Source organism: Nocardia sp. NPDC004415, assembly GCF_053602435.1.
The window spans coordinates 1-14,608 of the sequence record NZ_JBSGDP010000061.1; the positions used below are offsets into that span (position 1 = coordinate 1).

The 14,608-nt window shown below is 70.9% G+C and carries 13 protein-coding genes; 7 read left to right on the plus strand and 6 right to left on the minus strand.

Annotated features, from left to right (window positions below):
• Positions 1–169: 169 nt before the first annotated feature.
• On the plus strand, positions 170–1,114 hold the full coding sequence (locus ACWEMY_RS23745) for a cation diffusion facilitator family transporter (RefSeq protein WP_452391796.1): 945 nt from the start codon (positions 170–172) through the stop codon (positions 1,112–1,114).
• Here the strand turns inward: ACWEMY_RS23745 and ACWEMY_RS23750 are convergent.
• Both ACWEMY_RS23750 and ACWEMY_RS23755 read right to left on the minus strand, forming a co-directional pair.
• A complete protein-coding gene (locus ACWEMY_RS23750; RefSeq protein WP_375929722.1) occupies positions 1,105–2,577 on the minus strand; it encodes a phytoene desaturase family protein in 1,473 nt (490 codons plus the stop codon). The two genes, ACWEMY_RS23745 and ACWEMY_RS23750, sit on opposite strands and share 10 nt — an antisense overlap.
• A gap of 103 nt (positions 2,578–2,680) precedes the next feature.
• The gene (locus ACWEMY_RS23755) at positions 2,681–3,256 is read right to left on the minus strand and encodes a TetR/AcrR family transcriptional regulator (protein ID WP_452391797.1); all 576 of its coding nucleotides are present in this window, start codon (positions 3,254–3,256) and stop codon (positions 2,681–2,683) included.
• Between the two features lie 109 nt (positions 3,257–3,365).
• Here ACWEMY_RS23755 and ACWEMY_RS23760 point away from each other — a divergent pair, with 109 nt between their 5' ends.
• The 3 genes from ACWEMY_RS23760 (at position 3,366) to ACWEMY_RS23770 (ending at position 6,172) form a co-directional block, all read left to right on the plus strand.
• A complete protein-coding gene (locus tag ACWEMY_RS23760) occupies positions 3,366–3,785 on the plus strand; it encodes a DUF4267 domain-containing protein (protein ID WP_375929724.1) in 420 nt (139 codons plus the stop codon).
• A 138-nt stretch (positions 3,786–3,923) separates the two neighbouring features.
• Entirely contained in the window at positions 3,924–5,477 is a 1,554-nt protein-coding gene (locus ACWEMY_RS23765) for an ATP-binding protein (RefSeq protein ID WP_452391798.1), read from the plus strand.
• A complete protein-coding gene (locus ACWEMY_RS23770) occupies positions 5,474–6,172 on the plus strand; it encodes a response regulator (protein WP_278263331.1) in 699 nt (232 codons plus the stop codon). Before ACWEMY_RS23765 ends, ACWEMY_RS23770 begins: the two co-directional genes overlap by 4 nt.
• A gap of 1 nt (position 6,173) precedes the next feature.
• On the opposite strand, the gene ACWEMY_RS23775 is transcribed toward ACWEMY_RS23770, so the two are convergent.
• From ACWEMY_RS23775 to ACWEMY_RS23785, 3 genes are all read right to left on the minus strand, one after another.
• Positions 6,174–7,505 carry a cytochrome P450 gene (locus tag ACWEMY_RS23775; protein ID WP_452391799.1) on the minus strand — a complete coding sequence of 444 codons (1,332 nt, stop codon included), beginning with the start codon at positions 7,503–7,505 and terminating at the stop codon, positions 6,174–6,176.
• Positions 7,506–7,697: 192 nt separating this feature from the next.
• Positions 7,698–8,411 carry a TIGR03089 family protein gene (locus ACWEMY_RS23780; RefSeq protein WP_452391800.1) on the minus strand — a complete coding sequence of 238 codons (714 nt, stop codon included), beginning with the start codon at positions 8,409–8,411 and terminating at the stop codon, positions 7,698–7,700.
• Positions 8,412–8,414: 3 nt separating this feature from the next.
• Positions 8,415–9,860, minus strand: a complete 1,446-nt coding sequence (locus tag ACWEMY_RS23785) for an LCP family protein (protein ID WP_375935412.1) — start codon at positions 9,858–9,860, stop codon at positions 8,415–8,417.
• A 159-nt stretch (positions 9,861–10,019) separates the two neighbouring features.
• Between ACWEMY_RS23785 and rfbD the strand changes: the two genes are divergently transcribed.
• The 3 genes from rfbD to ACWEMY_RS23800 are packed head-to-tail and all read left to right on the plus strand — an operon-like array spanning position 10,020 to position 12,906.
• On the plus strand, positions 10,020–10,874 hold the full coding sequence (gene rfbD / locus ACWEMY_RS23790) for a dTDP-4-dehydrorhamnose reductase (RefSeq protein WP_452391801.1): 855 nt from the start codon (positions 10,020–10,022) through the stop codon (positions 10,872–10,874).
• A gap of 11 nt (positions 10,875–10,885) precedes the next feature.
• On the plus strand, positions 10,886–11,791 hold the full coding sequence (locus tag ACWEMY_RS23795; RefSeq protein WP_375929730.1) for a glycosyltransferase family 2 protein: 906 nt from the start codon (positions 10,886–10,888) through the stop codon (positions 11,789–11,791).
• Between the two features lie 35 nt (positions 11,792–11,826).
• On the plus strand, positions 11,827–12,906 hold the full coding sequence (locus tag ACWEMY_RS23800; protein WP_278263326.1) for a mannose-1-phosphate guanylyltransferase: 1,080 nt from the start codon (positions 11,827–11,829) through the stop codon (positions 12,904–12,906).
• A 1-nt stretch (position 12,907) separates the two neighbouring features.
• Here the strand turns inward: ACWEMY_RS23800 and ACWEMY_RS23805 are convergent, their stop codons facing one another.
• A complete protein-coding gene (locus tag ACWEMY_RS23805; protein ID WP_452391802.1) occupies positions 12,908–14,485 on the minus strand; it encodes a carboxylesterase/lipase family protein in 1,578 nt (525 codons plus the stop codon).
• Between the last annotated feature and the right edge of the window lie 123 nt (positions 14,486–14,608).

Consider the following 14,608-nt stretch of genomic DNA (forward strand, 5'->3'; position numbering starts at 1 on the left):
GCCTGGACACCGACGGCGGGCCCGGCATGACCGCGTTCGACCAGGTGGTGGAGAAGTTCTCGCTGGCCGACACGAATCAGCCTCGGACGCGAGGCGGCCGAAAACCCATGGTCGACACCTGGGGCGAGGTCGACGGGGCGGTGCGGGTCGGCGGGTAGCGTCGCCGGGTATGGCGGCGCAGGGCGAAGACAGCGCGATCGCGATCATCGCGGCGCTGGCGGCGAACACCGGGATCATGATCGCGAAGTTCGTCGGGGCGTTCATCACGGGGTCGTCGTCGATGCTGGCCGAGGCGGTGCACTCGGTGGCGGACACCGGCAACGAGGCGCTGCTGCTGGTCGGGCGCAAGCGGGCCGGTCTGCCCGCCGACGCGCTGCACCCGTTCGGGTATTCGCGCAACCGGTACTTCTATTCGTTCGTCGTGGCGCTGGTGCTGTTCACCATGGGCTGCCTGTTCGCGGTGAACGAGGCGATCCACAAGATCCGGTTCCCGGAGCAGCTGGAATCGCCGACGGTGGCGATCGTGATCCTGCTGGTGTCGATGGTGCTGGAGGGCGCCAGTTTCCGGACCGCGCGCAGGCAGTCCGCTCCGCTCAAGGGCAAGCACTCGTGGTGGCATTTCATCCGCAACACCCGCAATCCGGAACTGCCGGTGGTGCTGCTCGAGGACGCGGGCGCGCTGCTGGGCCTGGTGTTCGCGCTGGCCGGGGTCGGGCTGACCATGGCGACGGACAACCCCGTGTGGGACGGGATCGGCACCCTGTGCATCGGCCTGCTGCTCGGGTGCAATGCCATCGTGCTGATCGTCGAGACCAAGAGCCTGCTGATCGGCGAGGGCGCGACGGCCAAGGAGGACGCCGCGATTCGCGCCGCGCTGCTGGCCGATCCGCGCATCGTGCGGGTCATCCGGATGCAGACCCAGTACCTCGGGCCCAGCGACATGCTGGTCAACGCCAAGATCGCGTTGCGGCCGGAACTGGATATCGCCGAGGTGGGCGCGGCGCTCGATGCCGCCGACGAGCGGGTTCACGCGGCGGTACCCACTACCGGCACGGTCTATCTGGAGCCGGACATGATCCGGCCGGGCAGCCGGCCGGACCGTGATCAGCGGTGATACGAGGGGGTCGCGCCGCGCAGGAGGTCGAGCGGGTCGGTGACGATGCCGAAGCGCGTGCGTAGGACGTGCCCGGCCGCGTGCAGACCGGACATGCCGTGCACGCCGGGGCCGGGTGGCGTCGAGGACGAACACAGGTAGCTGCCCGGGATGGGGGTGGCGTAGGGGTTCCAGCGGGCCAGTGGGCGGAAGGCTGTCTGGCGCAGGGTCATCGCGCCCGCGGAGATGTCACCGCCGACATAGTTGGCGTTGTGGGCGGGCATGAAGGCGGCGGGCCGCACATGGGTGGCCAGGATCAGGTCGCGGAAGCCGGGGGCGAAGCGTTCGACCTGGGCGATGACGGTCTCGCTGATATCGCGGTCGGAACCGTTGGGCACGTGGGCGTAGGTGTAGAAGGTGTGCTGACCGGCGGGAGCCCTGGTGTCGTCGACCACGCCCGGCTGGATTGCCAGGACGTAGGGGCGGTCGGCGAATCGTCCTGCGGCGACCTGCCGTTCGGCCGTCATCGCCTCGGCGCGGGTACCGACCAGGTGCAGCGTGCCCGCCAGCTCGGCGCCGGGCGCGGCCCAGGGCACCGGGCCCGACAGCGCGAAATCCACCTTGCAGGCGGCGCCGCCGTAGCGGAACCGGCCCAGGCGGTGGCGGTAGCGCTCGGGGAGACGGTCACCGGCGATGCGCAGGAATTCGGCGGGCGAGGTGTCGAACAGCACCGCGCGGGCCGTGGCGAGTTCGGCGAAATCGTCGACCCGGTGACCGGTGACGACCTCGCCGCCGAGCCGTTCCAGTTCCGCGATCAGCGCGTTCGGGATCGCCTGGCTGCCGCCGCGCGGGATCACCCAGCCGCCCACGTGCGCGAGGGTGCCCAGCAGCAGCGCGGCACCGACCGCGGGCAGCGCGCGCGGCACGGTGATGGCGTGCGTGGCGACACCGGTCAGCAGCGCGGGCGCGACCTGCTCGTGAAAACGGTTGTTCCACAGCGGCGATCCCTGCTCCAGCAGCCGCAGCCCGAAGCGCACGCCGGTGGGTATCCGCAGCGGCGGATGCCGCAGATCCGACATGGCCAGCTCGACCACGTCGGGCCAGTGCTCGATCAGCGGGGCGAACAGCGAGCGCCAGGCGGGACCGTCGCGGCCCAGGTCGGCGACCGTGGATTCCAGGTTGCGCCAGGCCAATCCGGCGATGCCGCCATCGAGCGGGTGGGCGTAGGAGACGGTGGGCGCGAGCAGGTCGACGCCGTGCGCGGCCAGGTCGAAGGCGCGGAAGAACGGGGACGCCAGCGCCATCGGGTGCGCGCCCGCGCAGACATCGTGGTGGAACCCGGGCAGCGTGAGTTCGGCGGTGCGCGAACCACCGCCGGCCTGGTCCTGGGCCTCGAGCACCCGCACCGAGAGCCCGGCCCTGGCCGCGATCACCGCGGCGGCCAAGCCGTTCGGGCCGGAGCCGACTACTACGACCTCCGCCATCGATGTCCTCCCAGCTCGACGGTTCTGTTGCCTCCAACGTACGCGGGCCGGGCGTGCGCGCCGACGCGATGGTGGTCACTGGGCAGGGTCACCGCGTGGCGGCTCAGCTCAATGAGCTCCACATGTCGACCAGCAGTTCGATGCGGCGTTCGCGGAGTTCCGGGCGCAACCGGCCGGAGCGGTCCAGGGTGACCAGGCCGTGCAGGGCGCTCCAGGCGTCCTCGGTGCGGGCGCCGAGTTCGTCACCCTCGGCGGTGCCGCGGAACATCGCCTCCATGGCGGCGAAGGCGTCGCGCAGCGGCTGGGGGGCGTCCAGGCCGAAGGTGAGGTCGGTGGTGAGCACGAACATGGCGTCGTAGCGGGCGGGGTCGGCGTCGGCGAAGTCGAGGTAGGCGCGGGCGATGTTGTCGATCACCTCGCGGGGGGTGCGCGCGGCGTCGTGGGCGCGGCGCAGCGCGACGGTGAGTTCGACGCAGCCCTCGATCGCGACGGCGCCGACGATGGCGGCCTTGCCCGCGAAGTGGCTGTAGAGAACGGGCTGGCTGTATTCGATCCGCTCGGCGAGCTTGCGGATCGTGACGGCGTCCCAGCCGTCGGCGGCGGACAGCTCCCTGGCCGCGTCGACGATCGCCTGCCGCCGCTGGGCGCGGTCCCGTTCCTTGCGCGTCTGCGTACTCATGCTCGAAATTCTAGCAAAGCTAGACAAGAGATCCGGAGCGCGCTATCGTTCCTTTCAATACCTAGCGACGCTAGATTTTCGAGCACAACAATTAAGCCAGGAGCACCCCATGAACGTCTCCCGTATCGCCACCGTCCTGTCCGTGATCGGCGCGGCCTTCATCCTCTATATCGGTCTGAGTTACCTGATCACCCCGGAGACCATCGCCCCCGGCTTCGGCCTGCCCACCTGGCCCGAAGGCGAGGCGTCGGCGTTCCTGAACCTCAAGGGCGTGCGCGACACCGTCAGCGGCCTGCTGATCCTGGCGCTGCTGGCCGCCCGCCAGCGCTTCGCGCTCGGCATCGTGACGCTGGTGATCGCGCTCGTGCCGCTCGGCGACATGATCACCGTGCTGAGCTGGCACGGGTCCACGGCCGCCGCCCTGGGTGTGCACGGGTTCACCGCGCTGCTGGTCGCCCTCACCGGCGGTCTGCTGCTGCTGGAACACCGGGGCGTCACCGCCGAACGCCCGGTCGCCCTGGCGATGTGACTCCGGCGACTCCCGGGCAGCAAGGCCCCGCGATCATCGCGGGGCCTTTCGCCGTTATCGGGGTGAAGGTCGCCGCACAACACAACCAGTCGGTAGGGTCGCGTTTCTGGAACATCGAGGAACGAGGTCGGACGCACGATGCGACGAGGACGGCTGTCGCTCGCTGGGCAGGCCTTCGTCTGGCAGCTGGTGGTGCTGGCACTGATGATCGGCACGGGGACCGTGCTGGCGGTGCTCGACGCGCGCCACGACCACGATGTGGCGACCACACTGCAGGTCCGCGACGTGGCGGTGACCGTGGCCCGCTCCCCCTCCACGCTGGCCGCGGTGAACTCCCCCTACCCGAGCGGGCTGCTGCAACCGACCACCGAACGCATCCGCGCCGACACCGGCATGGACTTCATCGTGGTGATGGCCCCGGACCGCACCCGCTTCACCCACACCACCCCGGAGATGATCGGCAGACCCTTCGTCGGCAATATCGACAAGGCGCTGGCCGGGCAGACCTTCACCGAGACCTTCACCGGCACCCTGGGCCCCTCGATCCGCGCGGTCACGCCCGTCCTGGACAACGGCAAGGTGGTGGCGCTGGTCTCGGCGGGGGTGACCCGCGCCAAGATCGGTACCCAGGTGGCCTCGCAGGTGCCGGTCATCCTGGGGGTCTCCGCGGCGGGGCTCGCGCTGGCGGCGTTCTCGTCGTTCCTGCTCAGCCGCAGGCTGCGGCGCCAGACCCACGGCCTGGCGCCGGAGGAACTGCGCGCGCTCTACGAACACCACGACGCGGTGCTGCACTCGGTGCACGAGGGACTGGTGGTCTTCGGGGCCGAGCTGGGCCCGGCCGAGGTGGTCAACGATCAGGCCCGCACGCTGCTGGATCTGCCCGACGGACCGGTGCACCGCAGCGACCTGCCGGTCTCGCTACAGCAGATGCGCTGGGGCGTGGTGCGCGACGAGACGCACGTGACCACCGACCGGGTCCTGCTGGTGAACCAGGACGTCGTGAGCTGGGAGGGCAAGGCCATCGGCACCGTGCTCACCATCCGCGACCAGACCGAGCTGCGCGCGGTGCTCGGCGAGCTCGACTCGGTGCGCGGGTTCGCCGAATCGCTGCGCGCGCAGGCCCACGAAGCGGCCAACCGGCTGCACACCGTGGTGACCATGGTGGAACTGGGCAAACCCGAGGAAGCCGTCGCCTTCGCCACCGCCGAGCTGAAGCTGTCGCAGGTACTCATCGACCGGCTGCTGGCCGCGGTCGGTGACGCGGCGCTGGCCGCGCTGCTGCTCGGCAAGGTCGACCAGGCCGCCGAGCGCGGGGTCGGCCTGGCCATCACCGAGGACACCGCGCTGGACTCCACCGATCCGCTCTCCGCCCAGGAGACCGTCACCCTGGTCGGCAATCTGATCGACAATGCCATCGACGCCGCGGCGGGCACCGTGGACAAGCGGGTGGCGGTGTCGGTGTATCACCACGACGGCGACCTGGTCGTGCGCGTCGCCGACAGCGGACCGGGCATGTCGGCCCACATGTTCGTGCGGGCCGCCGAACGCGGCTACACCACGAAATCCGACCACGCCGGGCTGGGCCTGGCGCTGGTGCACCGCCTCGTCGACCGGCACGGCGGCGCCATCACCACCACGGCCGCACCACACAGCGCGGTCATCGTTCGTATTCCGTTGAGGGAGAAGCCATGATCCGCGTCCTGATCGTCGAGGACGAGCCGTTGATCGCGCAGGCCCACCGGGCCTATCTCGAACGGCTCGACGGTTTCGTCACCGGCGGGGTCGCCCACACCGGCCGCGACGCGCTCGCGCTGGCGGCCGAGGCGATCGACGCGGACAAGCCGTTCCACCTGGTGCTCATGGACATCGGCCTGCCCGACATCAGCGGACTGGAGGTGGCCGCGGCGCTCAACGCCCTGGAACCGCGCCCGGATGTCATCGCGATCACCTCCGCCCGCGAGCTGACCATGGTGCGCAACGCGGTGGCGCACGGCGTGGTGCTGTATCTGCTCAAGCCGTTCACCTTCGCCGCCTTCCGCGAGAAGCTGGAACGCTACCGCGATTTCGACACCGCGCTGCCCGCGGGCGAGGCGGCGCTGTCGCAGTACGACATCGACCGGGCCCTCGGCGCGCTGCGCACCGCCGACCAGCGCGCCGGTGCGCCCAAGGGCGTCGTCCAGCACACGCTGGAGGAGGTGTCGCGGGCCGTCCGCTCGGCCGAGTCCGGCATCACCGCCACCGACGCGGCCGCGGTCGTCGGTGTCTCCCGGATCACCGCCTGGCGCTATCTGGAGAAGCTGGCCGATGACGGATTGGCCGAGCGCCGTGCGGATTACGGCCGCGCGGGCAGGCCGAAGACCCGCTACCGCTGGCGCGCGGGGGCCTAGTTCACGCCCGGTGCGCGGTGCCCGCCAGGTCGTCGGGGGCGGTGGCGCGGGCGATGGGTCCCAGGTCGACCGGCATGTGTTCGAAACCGTGCAGGGTGAACAGGTTTCGCCGGGTGGGCTCGCCGCGTAGCCGCAGATCCGGATAGCGCTCGTAGAGAGCGCGCAGGGCGTGGACCGCTTCCATTCTGGCCAGGCTGGCACCGAGGCAGGAGTGGATGCCGCTGCTGAACGCCACGTGGTCCTTGGCATTGGGGCGGGTGATGTCGAAGCGGTGCGGGTCGGTGAAGACCGACGGGTCGCGGTTGGCGCCGGCCAGCGACACGATGACGGTGCTGTCGGCCCGGATACGCACCCCGTCGATCTCCACATCTTCCAAGGTCTGACGGGCGGTGGTCTGCACGGGCGGATCGAAGCGCAACGTCTCCTCCACCACGGCGGGCCACAGGTCGGGGTCGGCCTGGGCCAGGGCCAGCTGGTCTGGATGCGCCGACAGGGCCGCGACGGCGTTGCCGATGAGGTTCACCGTGGTCTCGAACCCGGCGCCCATCAGCAGGCTGGCACTGGCCTGCAACTCGGGCAGGCTCAGGTCGCCGGAGGTGACCAGGGTGGACAGGATGTCCTCGCCGGGGTTCTCCCGCAGCTCGGCGACGTGGGCGGCCAGATAGTCGTCCATGGTCTCGATGGCCGCCATCGCGGCGCGGTGGGTGCGCCACGAGGTGCCGATATCGAGCAGCGGGGTGACCCGGTCGCCCCAGCGCAGAAACAACTCGCGGTCGGCGGCGGGGAACCCGAGCATCTCGGCGATGATCGCGATGGGCACCCTGGCCGCGAAATCGGTGATCAGGTCGACCGAACCGTGTGCGGGCATCGCGTCGAGCAACTCCGCGGTGACCACCTCCACCCGATCCCGCAGCCGGGCGATGGCGCGCGGGGTGAACGCCGAGGCCACCGGCCTGCGCATCCGGGTGTGCTCGGGCGGGTCCAGCACCAGCATCGAGGGCGGCTCGACCGGATTCGGCGGCACCGCCACCGCGTCGGCGCGCTTGCGCCACGGCGCCGGGACATCCTGGGTGATCGCGGGACGCACCCCGAAGCGGTTGTCGCGCAGGATGGCTCGCACCTGCGCGTGCTCGAAGGTGACATACGACAGCGGAGTACGGCGCACGCCGGTCCCCTCGGCGCGCAGCTCCTCGATCAGCGGATAGGGATCGTGCAGACCCCGCTCGCCGCTGAGCAGCTGGGCGAAGGCGTCCCCACGCCACCGCCGCCAGCGCAGAATGGCACGGGGCGCCCCGTGCTCGGCCGACCACCGCCACCAGTACCGAGGAATCATCGCCACCCCTTTGTGCCGTCGTGTCCGAACGTTGTCATTCACGGTACCGACACCCTGTGACACGCGACACGTCCCGCGGAAGGAGCTCGACCTATACCCGGGTAGGAGACGGCGACCTACGCACGGTGCGCGGACGGACCGGGAAACCGGTGCGTGGCGGGCACCGGTCGGGACTGCGCGAAGCCGGACGGGTCAGCGCTGCACCGTGACCCGTTCGGTCGCGACGCGATGGGCCACCGCGGCGGGGTCGGGATTGACCACCTGCACCAGCGACGCCCCCGCGAACAACACAGCGATATAGCCGTCGATCAGCTCGTCGACGGTCTCCCACGGCGCGCTCGACAGCACCCGGTCCCCGGCCGCGATGCCCTGCAGCTGCGCTGATCTCCTGGCCGCGTCGAGCACCTCGCCGACCGAGAGCCCGTCCAGCGCGGCGCGAAAACCGCCCGGCCGGAACTGGTCACCGTGCACTCGGACCGCGGTCGCGAAATCGGTGACGCCCGGCGGCAGATCGCGCACGGGGGTGCCCATGGCGTCCAGCGACAGCACCGCCACCTCGCCGACCCCGTCGGCGTCGTCGAGCCGGTCGGGGGTGACCAGGGCCAGGTCGGCGTCGGGATCGGGGGTGAGCACCACCTCGGTCCCGGCCCACCAGCAGCCCAGCAGCACCGCGGCGGTCTGCCAGTGCGCGGGCAGCAGCACCGCGACCCTGGCGCCGGGGCTGAGCGCGAACTCGTCGCGCAGCAGGTTGGCGGTCTTGGCCGCCCAGTTGGCCAGCGTGAGGCCCGACAGCTCGATCCTGGCGCCGGTCGCGTCGTCGTACCAGGTGACGCGCGGGCCCGCGGGGTCACGTTCGAGGATCGGGTCGAGGAGCGTGTCGGTCAGCGTCGAATTCGGCTCACGCATGGATCAATTCACACATTTCGGTCCGTTCTGGCCTGCGTCGATCGGCGGGGCGGGCGGTACCGGCGTCGCGGTCGCCGTGGACGAGGAGTCGAGGTCGAACATGCTCGCCGCGTTCGAGCCGGGACCAGAGTAGTCGCTCGCCAGGACAACGCTCACCGTATCCGCCGACAGCGACGAATCCGCGACGACGGTGAGACCACCGAGCGCCTCGGCCACCGCGGCGGCCTTCGGATCGGCGGTGTCGGCGGCGAGCACTCGGCTCGAGGTCACGCTGCCACCGGTGTAGTTACCCACGGTGCCCTCGGTGAAACCCTTCCCGGTGAGCGCGCTCGACACCTTGCCCGCCAGGCCGGTGGCGCCACCGGCGTTGTAGACGCTGACCGTCACCGTCGACGGATCGATCTTCGGCGTCTCCGCCGCGGCCTCCTTCTCCTCCCCGACCAGGCCGCTCACATACGCCTGCACCTTCTTCGGCTCGACCCGCACCACCGACTCACCCGCCGGGGTCATGCTGTTGAGATCGGCCACCGGGATGGTCTCGAATTCCACCTTGCCGCCGGACAGGTCCTTGAGCTGCTGCAGGAAGGCCAGCACGTCCCAGTCCTCGTCGAGCACCACCGTGCGCCCGACCGCCTCGCTGATATCGCTGAGCTTGCCCGGATTGGCCAGCACCTTGGCATTGAGCAACTGCCCGACCAGCTGGGCCATGAACACCTGCTGGCGCACGATGCGATCGATGTCACCGCGCTGCAGCCCGTGGCGCTGGCGCACGAAACTCAGGGCCTGCTGCCCGTCGAGGCGCTGGGACCCGGCGGGGAAGTCGGCGCCCGACATCGGTTCGTCCACCGCCTCGTTCAGGCACACCTCGACACCGCCGACGGCATCGGTGAGCAGCACGAACCCCAGCAGGCTGACCTCGGCGTAGTGGTCGACGGTGATGCCGGTGAGGGTGGCCACCGACTTGATCAGCGCCGTGCGGCCCGCCTTGGTCGACTCCCGTTCGGCCTCGGCCTCGGAACTGCCGTCGGCCAGCAGCTTCGCGCGTTCGGTCTCCTTGGTGGCGCCGTAGGCGGAGTTGATCTTGGCCTTGCCCTGGCCCGGCACGTCGACGTAGGAGTCGCGCGGAATGGAGATGGCGGTGGCCGAGCGCCCGTCGTTGGGCACCCGGACCAGCACGATGGTGTCGGTGTTGGTGCCCACCTCGTCACCGGCGTGCAGCATGTTGCGCTCGGCGGTGGTCAGCGGGTTGCCGTGCGCGTCGGTGCGGCTGTCGACGCCGACGAGCAGGATGTCGACCGCGCCGTCGCGTTCGCCGCCGAGCCCGAGCCCGCCGATGCGATCGATGTTGGCGACGAGGTTGTCGACACTGCGCCAGGCGAATCCGGTGAGCGCCAGGACCAGCACGGCCGAGATCGCCACCATGAGTTTGGCCGGACCGACAGCACCCATCGGGGTGTTGACCGCTGGTGGCCGTGTCGACTCTCGCACTCGCGCATCCTCTCGACGAACTCCCCGCACAACCCCTTCGCCCGGCAGCCATCACAGGCTAACCAACAGTTACCACAGCCGGGCCCAACCGCAGGTGCTCCGGCGTGCCAGACTTGCCGCGTGAACGCCGATTTCCCCGACCCCGCCCGCCTGATCGTAACCGGCGCGCGTGGTCTGCTGGGGCGAGAAATCCTGCGACTGGCACCGGCGGCCGAGGGCTTGGGCCGCGCCGAACTCGACATCACCGACCGGGCGGCGGTCGACGCCGTGCTGGTCCCGGGCGCGGTGGTGCTCAACTGCGCGGCCTACACCGCCGTCGACGCCGCCGAGACCGACCGCGAGGCCGCCTTCGCCGCCAATGCCACCGGCCCGGCCGTGCTGGCCGCGGCCTGCGCCGACGCGGGGGCCCGGCTCATCCACGTCTCCACCGACTACGTCTTCCCCGGCACCGCCCACACCCCCTACGAACCCGGCGACCCCACCGGCCCCGCCACCGTCTACGGCGCCTCGAAGCTGGCGGGCGAGCAGGCCGTGCTCGCGCACCCGGGCACCCAGGTGGTGCGCACCGCGTGGGTGTACTCCGGTGTCGAGGGGGATTTCGTCGCGACCATGCGCAGGCTCGAACGCGAACGCGAGACCGTCACCGTGGTGAACGACCAGCTCGGCTCGCCGACGAGCGCCGCCGATCTGGCCGCCGCGCTGCTGGAACTGAGCACCCGACCGGACGCCCCGCGTGTGCTGCACGCCACCAATTCCGGCGCCGCGACCTGGTTCGACCTGGCCGTCGCCGTGTTCACCGACCTCGGCGCCGACCCCGCCAGGGTGCTGCCCTGCGACTCCGCCGCGTTCCCCAGACCCGCACCGCGCCCGCCCTATTCGGTGCTGTCCCCCGCCGCCTGGAACGCGGCCGGGCTCACCCCGCTGCGGTCCTGGCGTTGCGCACTCACCGCCACACTGCGCGAGTTGTCCGACTAGGCTCCGCAGTCGTGAACGCAGCCGAAGCAGCCGATTCTCCAGCCCCCGCGAGCCTCGCGGTCGTCACGGTGACCTATTCACCGGGCGAGCACCTCGAGCACTTCATCACCACCCTGGCCGACGCCACCAGCGAGAAGCCGCAGGTGATCCTGGCCGACAACGGGTCCACCGACGGTGTGCCCGAACTGGTCGCCGAGGCCAACGCGCACGTGCGGCTGCTGCGCACCGGCGGCAATATCGGCTACGGCGGTGCCATCAACCGGGCGGTGGCCGAGATCGATCCGTCGGTCGAGTTCGTCATCCTGGCCAACCCGGACATCCGCTGGGGCGTGGATTCCATCGACATCATGCTCGAGGCCGCCAGGCGCTGGCCGCGCGCGGGCGCGATCGGGCCGATGGTGCGTGAGCCGGACGGCAGCGTCTACCCCTCGGCGCGCCGGGTGCCGGGCCTCGCCGACGGCGCGGGCCACGCGATCCTGGGCACGATCTGGCCGAAGAACCCCTGGTCGGTGCGGTATCGCCAGGAGAACGAGCAGGTCTCCGAGCGGATCGTGGGCTGGCTGTCGGGCTCGTGCCTGCTGGTGCGCCGGGCCGCCTTCGACACCATCGACGGCTTCGACTCGCGCTACTTCATGTACATGGAGGACGTGGACTTCGGTGACCGCATGGGCAAGGCCGGCTGGCACAATGTGTTCGTCCCGGACGCCGAGGTGACCCACGCCAAGGGCCACGCCGCGGGCAAGCACCCGGAGATCATGCTCCCGGCCCATCACGCCAGCGCCTACCGCTTCCAGGCCGACCGGCATCCGCACTGGTGGCAGGCCCCGTTGCGGGGTGCGTTGCGGGCCGGACTTGCGGTTCGCTCCCGGATTGCGGTTCGATCGGCGCTGCGCGAGAAAGCGCGCACCGGCGCCTGAGACAGGGTGCCGTCACTGTGAACAGGGGAAACTCGATGGCAGGCAACTCAGGCACCGACGCGGTCATCCTCGTCGGCGGACAGGGCACGCGGCTGCGGCCGCTCACCCTCTCGGCGCCCAAGCCGATGCTGCCGACGGCCGGGCTGCCGTTCCTGACCCACCTGCTGGCCCGCATCGCCGAGGCCGGGATCACCCACGTGGTGCTGGGCACCTCGTTCAAGGCCGAGGTCTTCGAGGAGCACTTCGGTGACGGCGCCGAGCTCGGGCTCGAGATCGAGTACGTCACCGAGACCGAGCCCCTCGGCACCGGTGGCGGCATCCGCAATGTGCTGCCCAAGCTGCGCGCCGACAATGTGATGGTCTTCAACGGTGACGTGCTGGGCGGCACCGATCTGGGCGCGATCCTCGACACCCACGAGAAGTCGAACGCCGATGTCACGCTGCATCTGGTCCGGGTCAGCGACCCGCGCGCCTTCGGCTGTGTGCCCACCGACGCCGACGGGCGGGTCACCGCGTTCCTGGAGAAGACCCAGGACCCGCCGACCGATCAGATCAACGCGGGCTGCTACGTGTTCCGCCGCGAGTACATCGAGAAGATCCCGTCCGGTCGCCCGGTCTCGGTGGAGCGCGAGGTCTTCCCCGCGCTGCTGGCCGAGGGCGCCCGGGTGCAGGGCCACGTCGACGCCTCCTACTGGCGTGACATGGGCACCCCGGAGGACTTCGTGCGCGGCTCGGCCGACCTGGTGCGCGGCATCGCCCCCTCCCCCGCCCTGCCGGGTCAGCGCGGCGAATCGCTGGTGCACCCCGGCGCGGGTGTCGCGCCCGGCGCGCTGCTCATCGGCGGCACCGTGGTCGGCCGTGGTGCCGAGATCGGCGCCGGTGCCCGCCTCGACGGCGCGGTCATCTTCGACGGCGCCGTCGTCGAAGCCGGCGCCACCGTCGAACGCTCCATCGTCGGCTTCGGCGCCCGCATCGGCCCCCGCGCCCTGGTCCGCGACGGCGTCATCGGCGACGGCGCCCAGGTGGGCGCCCGCTGCGAACTCCTGCGCGGCGCCCGCGTCTGGCCGGGCGTGGAGATCCCGGACGGCGGCATCCGCTTCTCGACCGACGTGTAGGTCAGCTGAAGCCGACCGCCTGGTCTCCCCAGGCCGAGTGCAGGTCGGCGTCGGGGTTGTCGACTACGCGGTCGATGGTGTCGATGAGCAGGGTGGTGCGGGCGGCGGGGCGGTAGTGCGGCCAGTGTTTGGAGCCGTCGAGGGCGGCGGGGACGCCGTGTTCGGCGAAGGCCAGCCAGCGGCGTTGCATGCGGCCCGAGACGGCGACGGAGGCTTTGCGGCCGCCGAGCCAGAAGGTCGGGTCGTGGTTGAGGGTGCCGAAATTGCCGAAGACATAGGGCAATTCGGTGGCGTGGCCCGCGCCGACGCGGGCCGCCTTGAGCATCGGGGTGGCGTAGTCGAAGCGGTACATCCAGGTCGGTGAGTGCTGGGCGTGCGCCTCGGCCACCCAGGCCGCGGGCATCCGGAACGCCGCGTCGGTCGACATGGCCAGCGCGCCCCTGGTCTTCGCCAGATGCGGGTAGGCGGAGGTGATCTCGGCGATCCGCTCCGGTGACATCTCCGGATGCGAGGCGGCCACATCGCGCAGCATGGCGTTCACCGCGTCGGGTGTCACCGGCATGATCGGTGAACGCAGCACCCGGAACAGCGAGGCCTCGTCGCGATTGGTGCCGATCAGCAGCGGCACCCGATGCGAACGTCCCTGCTGGAAGCGGTCGATCGGATACCCGGGCAGCAGATCCCCGTCGACCACCGGCGCGGCCGCCAGCCTGCCCGGTTCCCGGGTGGGCACCTCGTCCAGCAGCACGGCCCCGATCTCGACGAGCCGTTCGACCGGCAGTTCCAGCAGCTGCCCCGCTTGCCCCGCGCCGAGTTCGAGCAGCTCGAGATAGCGCTGGGCGACCACGGCCGCGCGCTCCTGCCCGAACACCGTGGTGGCGGGCGGACTCTGGGCGATCGCCTGGTGGAACAGCCCGGACGCGGCGGGCGAGGTGAGCAGCGCGGTCACACAACCCGCACCGGAGGACTCACCGAAGACGGTCACATTGCCCGGGTCGCCCCCGAAGGCGGCGATGTTGTCGCGGACCCAGGCCAGCGCGGCGAGCTGATCGCGCAGGCCGAGATTCGGGGTGAACTCCTCGCCGAAGCAGGACAGGTCGAGGAACCCGAACACGCCCAGCCGGTAGTTGACCGACACCACGACCACCTCGCCCGCCTCGGCGAGCTTGCGGCCGTCGTAGATGGTCTGCGCGGCGGTGCCAAGGCAGTAGGCGCCACCGTGCAACCACACCATCACCGGGCGGGGTTCGTCGTCGCTGGGTTCGGGGCGCGGCGACCAGACGTTGACCCACAGGCAGTCCTCGCCCATCCGCAGGTCGGAGTCCACCGGCACCATCGCGCCCATGGCCTGCGGTGCGATCTCGCCGAAGACCGCGCAGTCGCGCACGCCGTCCCAGGGCTCGGGCGGGCGGGGCGGGGCGAAGCGGTGTGGTCCGGCGGGTGGGGCGGCGTAGGGGATGCTGCGCCACACCGCGACCGGCCCGTCCCAGATCCCGCGGACGATTCCGTCCTGTGTGCGCGCCACCGGTTCGGCCTCGGGTGCCCGCACCTCGGGCTCGATCTCGGGCTGAATGCTCATCGCACACCTCCTAGCCGGTGCGACCGCACGGGGTGCCTGGGTATTAGCTCCGCGGGTCACAGCACCTGGTGACTCACTACGAGCGTACGTGCGCGGGACCCGAATGCGCCCGCAACGCGGCAT